Genomic DNA, 14,636 nt, shown 5'->3' on the forward strand with positions numbered 1-14,636 from the left:
ACCACGAACGGCTCTCTCCGCCAGCGCGTGTTGTGCGGAAGAATGTGGGGCAGAAAAACGAATTTTTAGAGGTTCCCTTTTTTCTTTCGCTCCCTTTGCGCCCTTCGCGTTGAAAATTTCTTTTTGCCTTGTGACTCTTGCCTCTGTGGTTGAGGGCAGCCCATGAGCATCAAGTCCGACAAGTGGATCCGCCGCATGGCGCTCGAACACGGCATGATCGAGCCGTTCGAGCCCAACCAGATCAAGGAAGTGGACGGGCGCAAGGTGGTCTCCTACGGTACCTCCAGCTACGGCTACGACATCCGCTGCTCGGACGAATTCAAGATCTTCACCAACATCAACACCACCATCGTCGACCCAAAGAACTTCGATTCCAAGTCCTTCGTCGATTTCAAGGGCGAGGTGTGCATCATTCCGCCCAACTCCTTCGCCCTGGCGCGCACGGTGGAATACTTCCGCATCCCGCGCAACGTGCTTACCATTTGCCTCGGCAAGTCGACGTACGCCCGCTGCGGCATCATCGTCAACGTGACTCCGTTCGAGCCGGAATGGGAGGGTTACGTGACGCTGGAGTTTTCCAACACCACGCCGCTGCCGGCCAAGATCTACGCCAACGAAGGGGTCGCCCAGGTGGTGTTCTTCGAGGCGGCCGAGGAGTGCGACATCTCCTACAAGGACCGGGGCGGCAAATACCAGGGGCAGAAAGGCGTCACGCCGCCCAAGATCTGAGTAGAGGACGTTCGGTCGATTCCGGCAGCTAACGGATTGAGATGGCGCCTTTTTTTTAGACGCAGGCCTGCTGGCGCAAATTACACTTGATTCCGCGGCCCCGCTTTTTATAATGCGCATTTTTTGGATCCAAGCCCTTGAAAATTCAAGCGCGCCAAGGAGGTCAGCATGACAGGCAAGAGGAGCGTTCCCCTCACCGTCGACCTGGTAAATATCCATACGCCGGTAACCTAGGTGCCTTGAGGAGACATTGATGCCCCGCGCCGCCGTCCAAGCCAGCGAATCCATCTTCGACACCCACCCGGAAGTCAGCCTCGACTTCCGGCACATCAAGAAAGCCCTGGAGCGCGGCTACGAAAAGCCGTTCCTCCTGATCGATCCCGAGATCATTCGGCTCAAGACCCGCCGTTTCGCCCAGGCGATGCCGCGGGTGAAGCCCTACTACGCGGTCAAGGCCAACCCGGACCCGCGGGTAGTCCAGGTGCTCAAGGACGAGGGGACCGGGTTCGAGATCGCCTCGGTCGCCGAGCTCGACCTCCTGCTTGGCCTCGGGGTGGCGGCGCGGGAAGTGCTCTATAGCAATCCCATGAAGTCCCGCGCCTACATCGAGTACGCGGCGGGCAAGGGCGTGGAGTGGTTCGTGGTGGACAGCGCGGAGGAAGTGGCCAAGGTGGTGGCCATCAAGCCGGACGCCAAGCTCTATTTGCGCATCGACACCCCCAACATCGGGGCCGACTGGCCCCTCGCCGGCAAGTTCGGCGCCCACCTGGTGGACGTGCCCGAGATCGTGGCCGCAGCCGCCCGGCTCAAAGCCGACGTGGCGGGGGTCACCTTCCACGTGGGCTCCCAGTGCCGCAACCCGCAGAACTGGCGCGTGGCCATCGAGCGCTCCCGGGCGGTGTTCGACCAGCTCCTCGCGGTCGGCATGCGGCCGCGCATGCTCAACATCGGCGGCGGCTTCCCGGTGCGCTACGTCAAGCCCATTCCTTCCATCGAGGTGATCGGCGAGGTAGTCAACGAGGCGCTCGAAGCGTTCCCGGCGGACGTGGAAGTGGTGGCCGAGCCCGGACGCTACCTGGTGTCCGACGCCGCGTATTTCGTCTGCCGGGTGGTGGGCACCGCCACCCGCGCCGGCCGCCGCTGGATGTACTGGGACGCGGGCCTGTTCGGCGGGATGATCGAGACCTCCGAGGGCCTGCGCTACCAGATCCTCACCGACCGCACCGGCCCGATGGTGCCGTGGTGCGTGGCGGGTCCCACCTGCGATTCGGTGGATATCGTCCTGCAGGAGGAGATGCTCCCCGAAGACATGCAGGAGGGGGATTTCATCTACATCCCCAACGCGGGCGCCTACACCACCGCCTACGCCAGCACGTTCAACGGCTTTCCCCTGCCGGAAGTCATCGTGCTGTGAGCGAGGGCGCGATCAGCGCGCTCGCTCGTACACCACGAAATGGTATTCCAGGTCCCCGGCCCGGCGCCGCTCGCGGCTCACCTCCCGCCAGGCGCTGCGGTCGTACGCGGGAAAGTACACGTCCCCCTCGAAGTCCTGCATGAGCTCGGTGACGTACATCCGGTCGGCCCGGTCGATGAGGTCCCGGAACAGCTCGGCGCCGCCGATCACGAAGATCTCGTCCTGGCGCTCGCAGGCTTCGAGCGCCTCTTCCACCGAATGGACCACCCGGGCGCCGGAAACCGCGTAATCCGCCCGGCGCGTGACGATCACGTTCTGCCGCCCGGGCAAGAGCTTGCCGATGGAGTCGAAGGTCTTGCGCCCCATCACCACGCAGTGGCCCATGGTGAGGGCCTTGAAATGCTTGAGGTCCTCCGGCAGGCGCCAGGGCAGGGCGTTGCCGGCGCCGATGACCCCGTTGCGGGCCATGGCGACCACCAGGGCGATGCGGGGGCCCGTCATACGGCGATGGGCGCCGGGATGGCCGGATGGTGGCGGTAGTTCACGAACTCGAAGTCCTCGAAGGCGTAATCGAAGATGGACGGCGGCTTGCGCAGGATCCGCAGCCGCGGCAGGGGATAGGGCTCCCGGGCGAGCTGGGTGCGCGCCTGCTCCAGGTGGTTGAGGTAGAGGTGCACGTCGCCTCCGGTCCAGACGAATTCCCCCACCGCCAGGTCGCACTGCTGGGCCACCATGTGGGTGAGGAGGGAATAGCTGGCGATGTTGAACGGCAGCCCCAGAAACACGTCGCAGCTTCTCTGGTAAAGCTGGCAGGAAAGGCGGCCTTCGGCCACGTAGAACTGGAACAGGGCGTGGCACGGGGTGAGGGCCATCTTGTCCAGCTCCGCCACGTTCCAGGCGGAGACGATGAGCCGGCGCGAGTGGGGGTTTTCCTTGATTTCTCTCACCACCCGGCTCACCTGATCGATGTGCCGGCCGTCGGGGGCCGGCCAGGAGCGCCACTGGTAGCCGTAGATGGGGCCCAAGTCGCCGTTCTCGTCCGCCCATTCGTCCCAGATGGTCACCCCCCGCTCCTGAAGGTAGCGGACGTTGGTGTCTCCCTTGAGGAACCACAGCAGCTCGTGGATCACCGACTTCAAGTGAACCCTTTTGGTGGTGACCAGGGGGAAGCCCCGGCTCAGGTCGAAACGCATCTGGTGGCCGAAGATGGACAGGGTGCCGGTACCGGTGCGGTCCGGCTTGCGCACTCCGTGCTCCAGGACGTGCCGCATCAGGTCGAGGTATTGGCGCATAGGCGTCGGCTCGATAAAACAGGCTTCGGGGGTACCGAGGCTAGTGCAAGCCCCGCCCCAGGCGCCATTATAATTCGGTCGGGCCAGGGCCGGCCCGGGAATCCACGGACGTCGCAGGCTTGCCGTGATGAAGGCAAAACCTCGGGTTGAAATCCGCTACTGCACCCAGTGCCGCTGGCTCCTGCGAGCGGCGTGGCTTGCCCAGGAGCTTCTTACCACCTTCGAGTCGGAATTGGGCGAGGTGGCCCTGATCCCCGGAAGCGGGGGCATTTTCGAAGTGCGCGTGGACGGAGAGCTGCTATGGTCCCGCAAGGACGAAGGCCGTTTTCCGGAAGCGAAGGAGCTCAAGCAGCGGCTGCGGGATCGGGTGGCTCCCGGCAAAGACCTGGGCCACTCGGAGCGCTAGCCTTGACCGCTGGGAGGGGAACCTCGGGGCGGCAAACTCTCCCCGGAAGTGCTCGCTCACGGGTGCGCTTCTAATCCCGGACTGGGGGCGTGGTCCTCCGTGCCCGGTCCACCGGCGCCGTCCCAGCCGCCCGCCCAGGTGGCGCAACGGTTGCGTCCTTGGAGCTTGGCCCGGTAGAGGGCCTGGTCGGCCCGGCGGATCAGCAGGGTGGGGGTGGTGGACCCGTCGGGAACGAGGGCGGTGGCGCCTAGGCTCATGGTGACTACGGGAGAAACGCGGGAGCGAGCATGGGCAATGGCCAGGGCCTCCACCTGCTCCCGCGCCGCGTTGCCCACCTTCTCGACGCCGGTCATGTCGGTGTCCGGCAGCACCAGGGCGAACTCCTCGCCACCGTAGCGGGCCACCAGATCGGTGGCCCGCCGGCAGACGCTCGAAAGGGCCGCGGCGATGCGCTGTAGGCAGGCATCCCCCGCCTGGTGGCCGTAGTGGTCGTTGTAGGCCTTGAAATCGTCCACGTCTCCCAGCACCAAGCCCAAGGGACTGCGGTGGCGCCGCGCCCGGGCGATTTCCTCCGCCAGCCGTTGGTCGAAGTGGTGGCGGTTGGCTAGGCCGGTAAGCCCGTCCTGGCGGGCGAGCTGGGCGAGCTCCCGATTGGCGGCGGCGAGACGCTCGCTCAGTTCGACCGTCTGGCGCTGCATGTCGTGGATGCGCTGGAGCGCCCGAATCTTGGCTCCCAGCACCACTGGGCTCACCGGCTTCGCCAGGTAGTCGTCGCCCCCGGCCAGGATGCCTTTCTCCAGGTCCGCGTCCGTTTCCCGGGCGCTCAAAAAGATGATGGGTACCCAGCGGTTGCCCTGGATCTCGCGCATCTCCCGCACCGCGGCGAATCCGTCCAGGCGGGGCATCTGCACGTCCAGCAGGACCAGGTCCACCGGCTCCCGCCGCAGGCATTCGAGCGCCTGCGCTCCATCCGAAGCTTCCGTTACGGCATGCCCCATGGCGGCGAGCATCCGGGTGAGGGCGGCCCGCGCCGTGCGCGAGTCATCTACCAGCAGGATTTTCACGGCATCCTCCCTTGGATCGTCGATCTGGCGCCAACCGTTTGCCGGGTGTCTCGGGGGGGGCGGTTCTATCCGGTTTGGGCCGCCGCGGCCTTGCGCGTCTCCGCGTTCGGGACAAGCCGCGGTCCAGACCTATGTTAAACTTGCGCCCTTGTTTTTGCGAGCCTTTCGATGTCTGGCAACACCTTCGGCAAGCTCTTCCGCGTCACCTCTTTCGGCGAATCCCACGGCCCGGCCATCGGCGGCGTGGTGGACGGCTGCCCACCCGGCCTCGAGCTCTCCGAGGCGGATATCCAGGCAGAGCTGGATCGCCGCCGTCCCGGCACCTCCCGCCACGTCACCCAGCGGCGGGAACCGGACACGGTGGAGATCCTCTCCGGCGTGTTCGAGGGGCGGACCACGGGCACGCCCATCGGGCTCCTGATCCGCAACGTGGACGCCCGCAGCCGGGACTACAGCAAGATCATGGACGTGTTTCGCCCCGGGCACGCCGACTACACTTACTGGCAGAAGTACGGCATCCGGGACTACCGCGGGGGCGGCCGGGCCTCGGCCCGGGAAACGGCGGTGCGAGTCGCGGCTGGCGCCATCGCCAAGAAGTGGCTGGGTCGCCGTTATGGCGTTCTCATCCGGGGTTACCTGGCCCAGCTCGGCCCTATCCGGGTGCCGTTCAGGTCCTGGGACGGGGTCAACGAGAACCCGTTCTTCGCCGCGGATCCGGATATGGTGCCCGAGCTGGAAGCGTTCATGGACCGGTTGCGCAAGTCGGGCGACTCGGTGGGAGCACGGATCAATGTGGTGGCCGAGGGCGTTCCGGTGGGCTGGGGCGAGCCGGTGTACGACCGGCTGGACGCCGCCATTGCCCACGCCATGATGAGCATCAACGCGGTCAAGGCGGTGGAGATCGGGGCGGGCTTTTCCGCGGTGGAGCAGAAGGGCACCGAGCACTCCGACGAGATCACCCCCGAAGGCTTCCTCAGCAATAATGCCGGAGGCATATTGGGGGGGATTTCCACCGGCCAGGACATCCTGGTCTCCATCGGCATCAAGCCCACTTCCAGTATCCGGCTGCCGCGGCGCTCCATCGACAAGGAAGGCAGGCCGGTGATCGTCGAGACCACCGGCCGCCACGATCCCTGCGTGGGCATCCGCGCCACGCCCATCGCCGAGGCGATGCTGGCCCTGGTGCTCATCGACCACGCCCTGCGCCACCGGGCGCAGAACGCGGACGTGCGCTGCGCCACGCCCCCCGTGCCCGGCCGGGCCGCCGCGGCGCCCCCGCGGGAACCGGCGCTAGAGCACCGGGAGGATCCGGAACCCGACGAGGCGTGAGCCGCCGGCCCCGCCCCGGCGCACCGGCTAACCGGTCCGGAAGGCGAGGCGCTTGGCTCGCTTTCCCCCCGTGAGGCGCTTTTCCTCCTCCCGGGCCTTCGCCCCCCGCGGGACCCCCTCGCCTGCCCCGATGTCTGACCGCTCCTTTCCCTACGGGCCCCTCGCCGGCTTCTACTTTTTCTACTTTGCCTTCGTGGGCGCGTTCGCGCCCTACTGGAGCCTGTACCTGCGCTCCCTCGGGTACGTGGCGGCCGAGATCGGGCTGCTCATGGCCCTGCCCCAGGTAATGCGCATGCTCGCTCCCGCGGCGTGGGGCTGGCTTGCCGACGCCACCGGCCGTCGAGTGGAGATCCTGCGCCTGGCGGCCCTCGCCGCCCTCCTGAGCTACGCGGGCGTTTTCTTCGGCGCGGGTTTCGCCTGGATGTGGCTGGTGATGGCGGTCATGAGCTTTTTCTGGAGCGCGTCGCTGCCCCTGGTGGAAGCGATCACCCTGTCCCACCTGGGCCCCCACGCCGCCCGCTACGGGCGCATCCGCTGGTGGGGCTCCCTCGGTTTCATCCTGGCGGTGGTGGGGATCGGCCACCTGCTGGATGGCGCTCCCATCTTCTGGTTGCTCTGGGTTCTGCTCGCCCTCAAGCTGGCGGTGGCGGCTTCGGCGGCCCGGGTACCGGACGCCCCCGTGCGCCGCGCGCCGGAAGAGGTGATGCCCCTGTGGCGGATCGTGCGGCGCCCCGAGGTGGGCGCGCTCCTCGCTGCCTGTTTCCTCATGGCTGCGGCCCATGGACCGTACTACGTTTTCTTTTCCATCTACTTGGTGGACGTGGGCTACACCAAGGGCCAGGTGGGGTGGCTGTGGGCCTTGGGCGTGATCTGCGAGATCGGGGTGTTCTTCCTCATGCCGCGGGTGGCCGCCCGCTACAGCGGCCGCGCTATCCTGCTTGTGAGCTTCGGCTGCGCCGTGCTGCGCTTCGCGCTAGTGGCCGCCTTTCCCACCGTGCCGCCCCTGATGCTGCTCGCCCAGTCCCTGCACGCGGCCACTTTCGGCGCCTATCACGCCGCGGCGGTGGCGGCGTTCCACCGCCTGTTCCAGGGAAGCCACCCGGCCAAGGGCCAGGCCCTCTACAGCAGCGTTAGTTTCGGTGCGGGCGGCAGCCTTGGCAGCCTCTTGAGCGGCTACCTGTGGGAGGCGGCGGGCCCGGGCTTCACTTTCATGGCCAGTGCCGCCACCGCGGCGCTGGGGGGACTGCTCATCGCCCGGCGCTTTCCCGCCGATCGGTAGCGCGCCCTTGGAGGGCGCCTCCTGGGGCGGGCCAGGGCTTTGTGGCATAATTCTTATCTTTCCTTGACGCCTGAAGTCATGAGCGGAAAGACCCTTTACGACAAGCTCTGGGAGAGCCACGTGGTGCACGAGGAAGCCGACGGCACCACGCTCCTTTACATCGACCGGCACCTGGTGCACGAGGTGACGAGTCCCCAGGCGTTCGAAGGGCTGAAGCTCGCCGGGCGCCGGGTCTGGCGGCCGGACTCCGTCATCGCCACTGCGGACCACAACACCCCTACTCGCAATTGGGACCAGGGAATCCGCGACCCCGTCTCCCGGCTGCAGGTGGAGACGCTGGACGCCAACATCAAGGCGTTCGGCGCCAAGGCCTATTTCCCGTTCCGGGATCGGCGCCAGGGGATCGTGCACGTGGTGGGCCCGGAGCAGGGGGCGACGCTGCCCGGCATGACCGTGGTGTGCGGCGACTCCCACACCAGCACCCATGGGGCGTTCGCCTGTCTCGCCTTCGGCATCGGTACTTCGGAGGTGGAGCACGTGCTCGCCACCCAGTGTCTGTTGACCAAGAAGGCCAAGGCAATGCAGATCGTGGTGGACGGGACCCTGGGCCCCGGGGTCACCGCCAAGGACGTGATCCTCGCCATCATCGGCGCCATCGGCACGGCGGGCGCTACCGGCTACGTGATCGAATACGCGGGGAGCGTCATCCGCGCCCTCGGCATGGAGGGGCGGATGACCATCTGCAACATGTCCATCGAGGCGGGCGCCCGCGCCGGGTTGGTGGCGGCGGACGAGAAGACCATCGAATACTTGAAGGGTCGGCCGCTGGCGCCCAAGGGTGAGCTGTGGGAGCGGGCGGTGGCCGCCTGGCGGGAATTGAAAAGCGACCCGGACGCCCGCTTCGACAAAGTGGTGCGCCTGGATGCGGCCCGGATTCGACCCCAGGTGACCTGGGGCACCTCGCCGGAGATGGTGGCACCGGTGGACGGGGAAGTGCCCGATCCCGCCCGGGAGCCGAACCCTACCCGGCGGGAAAGCTACGAGCGGGCGCTTAAGTACATGGGGCTCGAGCCGGGCACCCCGATCCGCAGCATCCGGCTGGACAAGGTGTTCATCGGCTCCTGTACCAATTCGCGCCTGGAAGACCTGCGGGCGGCGGCCAAGGTGGTGCGAAGGCGCCGCATCGCTTCCAACATCAAGCAGGCCCTGGTCGTGCCCGGCTCGGGCACTGTGAAGCGCCAGGCGGAGGAAGAAGGCCTGCACCGGGTGTTCCTGGAGGCCGGCTTCGAGTGGCGGGAGCCGGGCTGCTCCATGTGCCTCGCCATGAACGACGACCGGCTGGCGCCCGGGGAGCGCTGCGCCTCTACCTCCAACCGCAACTTCGAAGGGCGCCAGGGCGCCGGCGGGCGCACCCACCTGGTGAGCCCGGAGATGGCGGCGGCGGCGGCCATCGCCGGGCATTTCATTGACGTGCGGGAACTTCTTTCTTCCTAACGGAGGAAGCTCGATCATGATACGCAGACTCGTGATTTCCATCATGGCCGTACTGCTCGTTGCAGGGCTCGCCGCCTGCAACACCATCCAGGGCCTCGGCAAGGACATCGAGAAGGGCGGCGAGGCGATCCAGAAGTCGGTCAAGTGAGCATGGAAAAGTTCATCCGTCTCGAAGGATTGGTGGCGCCGCTCAACCGCGCCAACGTGGACACCGACGCCATCATCCCGAAGCAGTTCCTGAAGTCGATCAAGCGCAGCGGTTTCGGCCCGAATCTGTTCGACGCCTGGCGCTACCTGGACCCGGGCGAGCCGGGAGCGGACGCCTCCGGGCGGCGTTTGAACCCGGACTTTGTGCTCAACCAGCCCCGCTACCGGGGAGCGAGCATCCTGCTCGCGCGGGAGAACTTCGGCTGCGGCTCCTCCCGGGAGCACGCGCCCTGGGCGCTGCTCGATTACGGCTTCCGGGCCCTCATCGCCCCGAGTTTCGCCGACATTTTCTACAACAACTGCTTCAAGAACGGGCTGCTGCCCGTGGTGCTGGATGCCCCCGTGGTGGACCGGCTGTTCCAGGAGGTGGAGGCCACCGAGGGCTACCGGCTGCTGATCGATCTGGAAGCCCAGAGCGTGACGACGCCGGGCGGGGAGACGTTCCGCTTCGACATCGACCCGTTTCGCAAGTACTGCCTGCTCAACGGCCTGGACGACATCGGGCTCACCCTGCGGCACGTGGACAAGATCAAGGCCTACGAGGCCAAGCGGCGGGCCGAGGCGCCATGGCTGTTCGGTTGAGCATTTACGGCTGAATGAAGATCGCCATCCTCCCGGGAGACGGGATCGGCCCGGAAATCACGGCCCAGGCGGTGAAGGTGCTGGAGCGGCTGCGCCGCGACGGGCTCCCTCTGGAGTGGGCCGAGGCGCCCATCGGCGGGGCCGGCGTGGACGCAGAGGGGAACCCGTTGCCCGCGTCCACCCTGGAGCTCGCCCGGACGGCGGACGCCATTCTGCTGGGCGCCGTGGGCGCGCCCAAGTACGACGGGCTTCCCCGGGAAAAGCGTCCCGAGCAGGGGCTGCTGCGGATCCGCAAGGCGCTGGAGCTCTTCGCCAACCTGCGCCCGGCGCGGGTGTACCGGGAGCTGGCCGTCGCCTCCGCCCTCAAGCCCGAGCGGGTGGCGGGTCTCGACCTCCTGATCGTGCGGGAGCTCACCGGCGACATCTATTTCGGCGAGCCCAAGGGCATCCGGGTCAACGCCGCCGGCGAGCGGGAAGGCTTCGACACCATGGTCTACCGCGAGGGGGAAATCCGGCGTATCGCCCACGTGGCTTTCCAGGCGGCGCGGCGGCGGGGGAGGCGGGTGTGCTCGGTAGACAAGGCCAACGTGCTGGAGACTAGCCGGCTGTGGCGGGAAGTGGTGAGCGAGATCTCGCGGGAGTATCCGGACGTGGAACTGAGCCATATGTACGTGGACAACGCCGCCATGCAGCTCGTACGCGATCCCCGGCAGTTCGACGTGATCCTCACCGGCAACATGTTCGGGGACATCCTCTCCGACGAGGCCTCCATGCTCACGGGCTCGATCGGCATGCTCCCCTCGGCCTCCCTGGATGCCCGCAACAAGGGCTTGTACGAGCCCATCCACGGCTCGGCGCCCGACATCGCCGGCCGGGACATCGCCAACCCCCTGGCCAGCATCCTGTCCCTGGCGATGCTGCTGCGCTACAGTCTGGGGATGGAAGCGGCGGCGGTGCGGGTGGAGCGGGCGGTCGCGGAAGTGCTGGCGCGGGGGGTGCGCACGGCCGACATCGCGGAGCCGGGGGCGGCGCCGGTGGGCACTGCCGCCATGGGGGACGCGGTGGTGGCGGCCCTCTGAGCCTTCGGTCGATGGTTGCTTGCTGGTCGGAAGATGCAGCGGGATCGAGAGAGGTAGACGGATGCTTCGGGTAGGTTTCGTAGGATGGCGCGGCATGGTGGGCTCGGTGCTCATGCAGCGCATGCGGGAAGAGAACGACTTCGACGCCATCGAGCCGGTGTTCTTCAGCACTTCCCAGGCGGGCGGCAAGGGGCCGGCCATCGGCCGGGACGTGCCGCCCCTCAAGGACGCCAAGGACCTTGAGGCCCTGCGGGCCATGGACGTGATCGTCACCTGCCAGGGAGGCGACTATACCGGCGAGGTGTATCCTAGGCTGCGCGCGGGCGGCTGGGATGGTTACTGGATCGACGCCGCCTCGACGCTTCGCATGGACAAGGACAGCGTCATCATCCTGGACCCGGTGAACATGCCGGTGATCGAAGACGCGCTCTCGCGGGGGGTCAAGAACTATATCGGCGGCAATTGCACCGTGAGCCTCATGCTAATGGCCATGGGCGGGCTGTTCCGCAACGGCCTGGTGGAGTGGATGACGGCTATGACTTACCAGGCCGCCTCCGGCGCCGGCGCCCAGAACATGCGGGAGCTGCTCGTTCAGATGGAGACCATCGCCGGGGCGGCGAAACCGCTGCTCGACGACCCGGCCTCCTCCATCCTGGAGATCGACCGGGTGGTGACCCATACCCTGCGCCGGCCGGATTTTCCCGCGGAGCATTTCCAGGTACCGCTGGCCGGAAGCCTGATTCCGTGGATCGACCGGGAGATGGGCAACGGCCAGAGCCGGGAGGAATGGAAAGGGCAAGCGGAGACCAACAAGATCCTGGGGCGTGAAGGCGAGCCCGTGCCGGTGGACGGCATCTGCGTGCGGGTGGGCGCCATGCGCTGCCACAGCCAGGCCCTCACCGTGAAGCTCAAAAAGGACGCGCCCCTGGACGAGGTCGAGGACATGCTCGCTTCGGCCAACGACTGGGTGAAGGTCGTCCCCAACCGGCGCGAGGACTCCATCCGCGAACTTACCCCGGCGGCGGTCAGCGGCACCCTGGCCATTGCGGTCGGGCGGTTGCGCAAGCTCAACATGGGGGGCGAGTACCTGGGCGCTTTCACCTGCGGCGATCAGCTCCTGTGGGGTGCCGCCGAGCCCCTGAGGCGGATGCTGCGCATCCTCCAGCAGGCTTGAAAGCTGGGCTCGATCATCGAAGGGCGGCAACGGGACAACCACCGCCTTGGATGCCGAGATTCTCCTCAGGCAACGCCCGAGTGAGGGTGGGAAGCGAGAGTTCAATTTAACTTGAATCCATAACTATTTGATGTACACTAGAACTTCAGAAAGCCCCCAGGGAGACGCGGCGTGGTGAAACTGATTTCAAGACTCGGGCTGTTGCTGGGTGCCCTGGGCCTGCCCGTGGTGGCGCTGGCCGCGGGGCTCGGCAAGCTCACCGTGCACTCGGCCCTCGGCGATCCTTTGCAGGCGGAAATCGAGATCGTCTCCGTCCGGAGTGACGAGCTCGCCTCCCTCCAGGCGCGCATCGCGCCCCCTTCCGCCTATAAGCAGGCCAACATCGATTACCAGCCGGGGCTCGCCTCGGTGCGGGCGAAGATCGAAACCCGCGCCGGCCGGCCGGTGGTGGTCCTCACCTCCACCCAGCCCATCACCGATCCTTTCCTCAACGTCCTGGTGGAGCTCACCTGGACCACCGGAGCGGTGACGCGAGAGTACACCTTCCTGCTGGATCCTCCTGCCTATGCAGCGCCCAAGCCGGCCGTGCCCGAGGTGAAGGAAGCCCGGCCGCAGGAAGCTCCGCCGCAGCCCGCACCGCCTTCCCGGGCGGCGCCAGCACCTTCTCCTGGACCGGCCCCGGTGGTGGCGGCCGCACCCGCCGAGCCCACTCCGGGAACCTACGGGCCCGTCCGACGGGGCGAGACTCTGAGCCAGATCGCCGAGCGCACCCGTCACCCGGGGGCGTCCCTGGAACAGATGCTGGTCGCCCTGTTCCGCTCCAACCCGGACGCCTTCATGGACAACAACATGAACCGGCTTAAGGCCGGGCCCATCCTGCGTGTCCCCAACCGGGAAGAGACGATGGCCATCGATCAGAAGGAGGCGGTGGCCGAGTTCCGCGCCCAGGTGGCGAGCTGGAAAGCCTACCGGGATCAGCTCGCTGCCGCCGCGGCGACCGTGGAATCGCCCGCGGGCGAAGGGCAGGCCGCCGCGGGCCAGGTGACGGCGGCGGTGGAAGAGAAGGGACAAGCCGAGCCGCCCAAGGAAGTGCTCAAACTCTCCAAGGCGGAAGCGGAGCTCGCCCCTGCGGGCCAGTCGCTGCAGGAGCGCATCCGCGCCCTGGAAGAGGAAAACGTCGCCAAGGAAAAGGCCCTCAAGGAGGCCCAGGAGCGGGTGGCCCTCCTGGAGAAGAATATCCAGGACATGCAAAAGCTCCTGGAGCTCAAGGGCCAACCCCTCGTGCCCACGGCCTCCGAGGCAGGGAAAACCGACGCACCCCAGGCGAAACCGGAGTCTGCCGCCCAGGCGGGCGCTGCGCCCCAGCCTCAAGTGAAGCCCGAGACCGCCCCCGCCGCGCCGGCGCCCCAGCCGCCGGCCCAAGCGGCCCCGGCGCCGGAGCAGCCCCGGCAGCAAGCGGCGCCGAAACCCGCTCCGCCGCCTCCCGCGGAACCGTCCCTGATGGAGACGCTCCTAGGTGAGCCCTTTTATCTGGCCGGGGCGGGTGGCGTGGTGGTGCTGCTCCTGGGCTGGGGGCTATACGCCAGCCGCAGGCGGCAGGCCGCGAGGGCCGCGCCCGAGGAGGTGTTCGCCGAGCCGGGAATCGACTCGGCTCCGGCCGCCGCCGCGGCTTCCCAGGAAGCTACGGCGCCCCTGTCGGCGGAGAGCACCGCGGCCGGGCCGGGTACCCTGGACGAAGTGGATCCCCTCCAGGAGGCGGAGGTCTATCTCACTTACCGGCGCGACGCCCAGGCCGAGGAGGTGCTCAAGGAAGCCCTCGCCAAGACGCCCAAGCGACCTGAGCTGTACCTCAAGCTGCTGGAGGTCTACAGCATGCGCCAGGACAAGGCCCAGTTCGAGGAGACGGCGCGCAGGCTGCAAGCCATCGCCCCAGGCACCCCTCACTGGGAAAAGGCCGTGGCCATGGGCCTCGCCCTGGATCCGACCAATCCCCTTTATGGGGGCACGCCCGCTCCGGCCGCTTCCGGCGCGGGGCTGGGCACGGTGGCCCTGGCGACGGAACGAAGCTTGGGGATGGACGTCGATTTCGACCTGGGTGGCAAGCTCCAGGCGGAAACGCCTCCGCAAAGACCGGCGCCGTCGGCCGAGGGCGAGAGGGCCGGGGTCGACACCAGCACGGTGGACTTCGAGATTACCTCCGGCGTGACCGCCGGCCATCAGAGGGAGATGAAGGCCGCCCGGGACGTGGACGAGAGCCTGAGCGTCAGCTTCGATCTCTCCGGGCTGGAACAGAGCCGCACGGGGGACCGTCCGGCGGGGCCCCAGGAATCCACCGCCACCAAGCTGGATTTCGATTTCAGCCTGGACCTGGGCGAGCCGGCGCAGGAGACCCCCGGCGGGGTGAAGGACGCCCACTGGCAGGAGGTGGCCACCAAGTTCGACCTGGCCAAGGCCTATAAGGAAATGGGCGACAAGGAGGGTGCCCGGGAGATCCTGCAGGAGGTCTTGCGGGAAGGCGACGAGCAGCAACGGCGCGACGCCCAGGCCCTCCTCGAAACCCTCTGAGGCGGCGGCACCATCCGGCCCC

The 14,636-nt window shown here is 67.4% G+C and carries 15 protein-coding genes; 11 read left to right on the forward strand and 4 right to left on the reverse strand.

The features are described 5' to 3' along the window. Nucleotides 1-210 (reverse strand): hypothetical protein (locus ACTFO6_RS09005; RefSeq protein ID WP_439934297.1); only part of this gene is annotated, 210 nt, incomplete at its 3' end. On the opposite strand from ACTFO6_RS09005, the gene dcd reads away from it, so the two are divergent. Then, a complete protein-coding gene (gene dcd, locus ACTFO6_RS09010; protein ID WP_439934126.1) occupies nucleotides 163-729 on the forward strand; it encodes a dCTP deaminase in 567 nt (188 codons plus the stop codon). The genes ACTFO6_RS09005 and dcd overlap by 48 nt on opposite strands. Before the next feature lie 253 nt (nucleotides 730-982). Then, on the forward strand, nucleotides 983-2,143 hold the full coding sequence (locus ACTFO6_RS09015) for a type III PLP-dependent enzyme (protein ID WP_439934127.1): 1,161 nt from the start codon (nucleotides 983-985) through the stop codon (nucleotides 2,141-2,143). A 12-nt stretch (nucleotides 2,144-2,155) separates the two neighbouring features. Here the strand turns inward: ACTFO6_RS09015 and ACTFO6_RS09020 are convergent, their stop codons facing one another. Both ACTFO6_RS09020 and thyA read right to left on the reverse strand, forming a co-directional pair. Next, complete coding sequence (locus ACTFO6_RS09020) at nucleotides 2,156-2,644, reverse strand: dihydrofolate reductase (RefSeq protein ID WP_439934128.1); 489 nt, start codon at nucleotides 2,642-2,644, stop codon at nucleotides 2,156-2,158. Further along, on the reverse strand, nucleotides 2,641-3,435 hold the full coding sequence (gene thyA, locus ACTFO6_RS09025; RefSeq protein ID WP_439934129.1) for a thymidylate synthase: 795 nt from the start codon (nucleotides 3,433-3,435) through the stop codon (nucleotides 2,641-2,643). Before thyA ends, ACTFO6_RS09020 begins: the two co-directional genes overlap by 4 nt. Nucleotides 3,436-3,562: 127 nt before the next feature. On the opposite strand from thyA, the gene ACTFO6_RS09030 reads away from it, so the two are divergent. Further along, a complete protein-coding gene (locus ACTFO6_RS09030) occupies nucleotides 3,563-3,841 on the forward strand; it encodes a SelT/SelW/SelH family protein (protein WP_439934130.1) in 279 nt (92 codons plus the stop codon). A gap of 56 nt (nucleotides 3,842-3,897) precedes the next feature. Here the strand turns inward: ACTFO6_RS09030 and ACTFO6_RS09035 are convergent, their stop codons facing one another. Continuing rightward, entirely contained in the window at nucleotides 3,898-4,905 is a 1,008-nt protein-coding gene (locus tag ACTFO6_RS09035; RefSeq protein ID WP_439934131.1) for a diguanylate cyclase domain-containing protein, read from the reverse strand. A 168-nt stretch (nucleotides 4,906-5,073) separates the two neighbouring features. On the opposite strand from ACTFO6_RS09035, the gene aroC reads away from it, so the two are divergent. The 8 genes from aroC (at nucleotide 5,074) to ACTFO6_RS09075 (ending at nucleotide 14,614) form a co-directional block, all read left to right on the forward strand. Beyond that, the gene (aroC, locus tag ACTFO6_RS09040) at nucleotides 5,074-6,234 is read left to right on the forward strand and encodes a chorismate synthase (protein ID WP_439934132.1); all 1,161 of its coding nucleotides are present in this window, start codon (nucleotides 5,074-5,076) and stop codon (nucleotides 6,232-6,234) included. A gap of 130 nt (nucleotides 6,235-6,364) precedes the next feature. Then, entirely contained in the window at nucleotides 6,365-7,513 is a 1,149-nt protein-coding gene (locus ACTFO6_RS09045; protein ID WP_439934133.1) for an MFS transporter, read from the forward strand. Nucleotides 7,514-7,591: 78 nt separating this feature from the next. Continuing rightward, nucleotides 7,592-9,007: a 3-isopropylmalate dehydratase large subunit gene (gene leuC, locus ACTFO6_RS09050; RefSeq protein ID WP_439934134.1), complete on the forward strand. Its 1,416-nt coding sequence runs from the start codon at nucleotides 7,592-7,594 to the stop codon at nucleotides 9,005-9,007. A gap of 43 nt (nucleotides 9,008-9,050) precedes the next feature. Then, nucleotides 9,051-9,155 (forward strand): entericidin A/B family lipoprotein, encoded by a 105-nt coding sequence (locus ACTFO6_RS09055; RefSeq protein WP_439934288.1) that lies wholly within the window; start codon nucleotides 9,051-9,053, stop codon nucleotides 9,153-9,155. A 2-nt stretch (nucleotides 9,156-9,157) separates the two neighbouring features. Further along, a complete protein-coding gene (gene leuD, locus ACTFO6_RS09060) occupies nucleotides 9,158-9,796 on the forward strand; it encodes a 3-isopropylmalate dehydratase small subunit (protein ID WP_439934135.1) in 639 nt (212 codons plus the stop codon). A 14-nt stretch (nucleotides 9,797-9,810) separates the two neighbouring features. Next, complete coding sequence (gene leuB / locus ACTFO6_RS09065) at nucleotides 9,811-10,875, forward strand: 3-isopropylmalate dehydrogenase (RefSeq protein ID WP_439934136.1); 1,065 nt, start codon at nucleotides 9,811-9,813, stop codon at nucleotides 10,873-10,875. 61 nt (nucleotides 10,876-10,936) lie between these two features. Then, entirely contained in the window at nucleotides 10,937-12,049 is a 1,113-nt protein-coding gene (asd, locus tag ACTFO6_RS09070; RefSeq protein WP_439934137.1) for an aspartate-semialdehyde dehydrogenase, read from the forward strand. A gap of 171 nt (nucleotides 12,050-12,220) precedes the next feature. Beyond that, complete coding sequence (locus tag ACTFO6_RS09075) at nucleotides 12,221-14,614, forward strand: FimV/HubP family polar landmark protein (protein ID WP_439934138.1); 2,394 nt, start codon at nucleotides 12,221-12,223, stop codon at nucleotides 14,612-14,614. Nucleotides 14,615-14,636: the final 22 nt, after the last annotated feature.

It is taken from the genome of Pelomicrobium sp. G1, assembly GCF_051905455.1.
GTDB lineage: Bacteria > Pseudomonadota > Gammaproteobacteria > Burkholderiales > UBA6910 > Pelomicrobium.

What these genes read in the sequence shown, in the direction of transcription:
- dcd (WP_439934126.1), top strand. Translation starts at nt 163, where the DNA reads ATGAGCATCAAGTCCGACAAGTGGATCCGCCGCATGGCGCTCGAACAC.
- ACTFO6_RS09015 (WP_439934127.1), top strand. Translation starts at nt 983, where the DNA reads ATGCCCCGCGCCGCCGTCCAAGCCAGCGAATCCATCTTCGACACCCAC.
- ACTFO6_RS09020 (WP_439934128.1), bottom strand. Translation starts at nt 2,644, where the DNA reads ATGACGGGCCCCCGCATCGCCCTGGTGGTCGCCATGGCCCGCAACGGG.
- thyA (WP_439934129.1), bottom strand. Translation starts at nt 3,435, where the DNA reads ATGCGCCAATACCTCGACCTGATGCGGCACGTCCTGGAGCACGGAGTG.
- ACTFO6_RS09030 (WP_439934130.1), top strand. Translation starts at nt 3,563, where the DNA reads ATGAAGGCAAAACCTCGGGTTGAAATCCGCTACTGCACCCAGTGCCGC.
- aroC (WP_439934132.1), top strand. Translation starts at nt 5,074, where the DNA reads ATGTCTGGCAACACCTTCGGCAAGCTCTTCCGCGTCACCTCTTTCGGC.
- ACTFO6_RS09045 (WP_439934133.1), top strand. Translation starts at nt 6,365, where the DNA reads ATGTCTGACCGCTCCTTTCCCTACGGGCCCCTCGCCGGCTTCTACTTT.
- leuC (WP_439934134.1), top strand. Translation starts at nt 7,592, where the DNA reads ATGAGCGGAAAGACCCTTTACGACAAGCTCTGGGAGAGCCACGTGGTG.
- ACTFO6_RS09055 (WP_439934288.1), top strand. Translation starts at nt 9,051, where the DNA reads ATGGCCGTACTGCTCGTTGCAGGGCTCGCCGCCTGCAACACCATCCAG.
- leuD (WP_439934135.1), top strand. Translation starts at nt 9,158, where the DNA reads ATGGAAAAGTTCATCCGTCTCGAAGGATTGGTGGCGCCGCTCAACCGC.
- leuB (WP_439934136.1), top strand. Translation starts at nt 9,811, where the DNA reads ATGAAGATCGCCATCCTCCCGGGAGACGGGATCGGCCCGGAAATCACG.
- asd (WP_439934137.1), top strand. Translation starts at nt 10,937, where the DNA reads ATGCTTCGGGTAGGTTTCGTAGGATGGCGCGGCATGGTGGGCTCGGTG.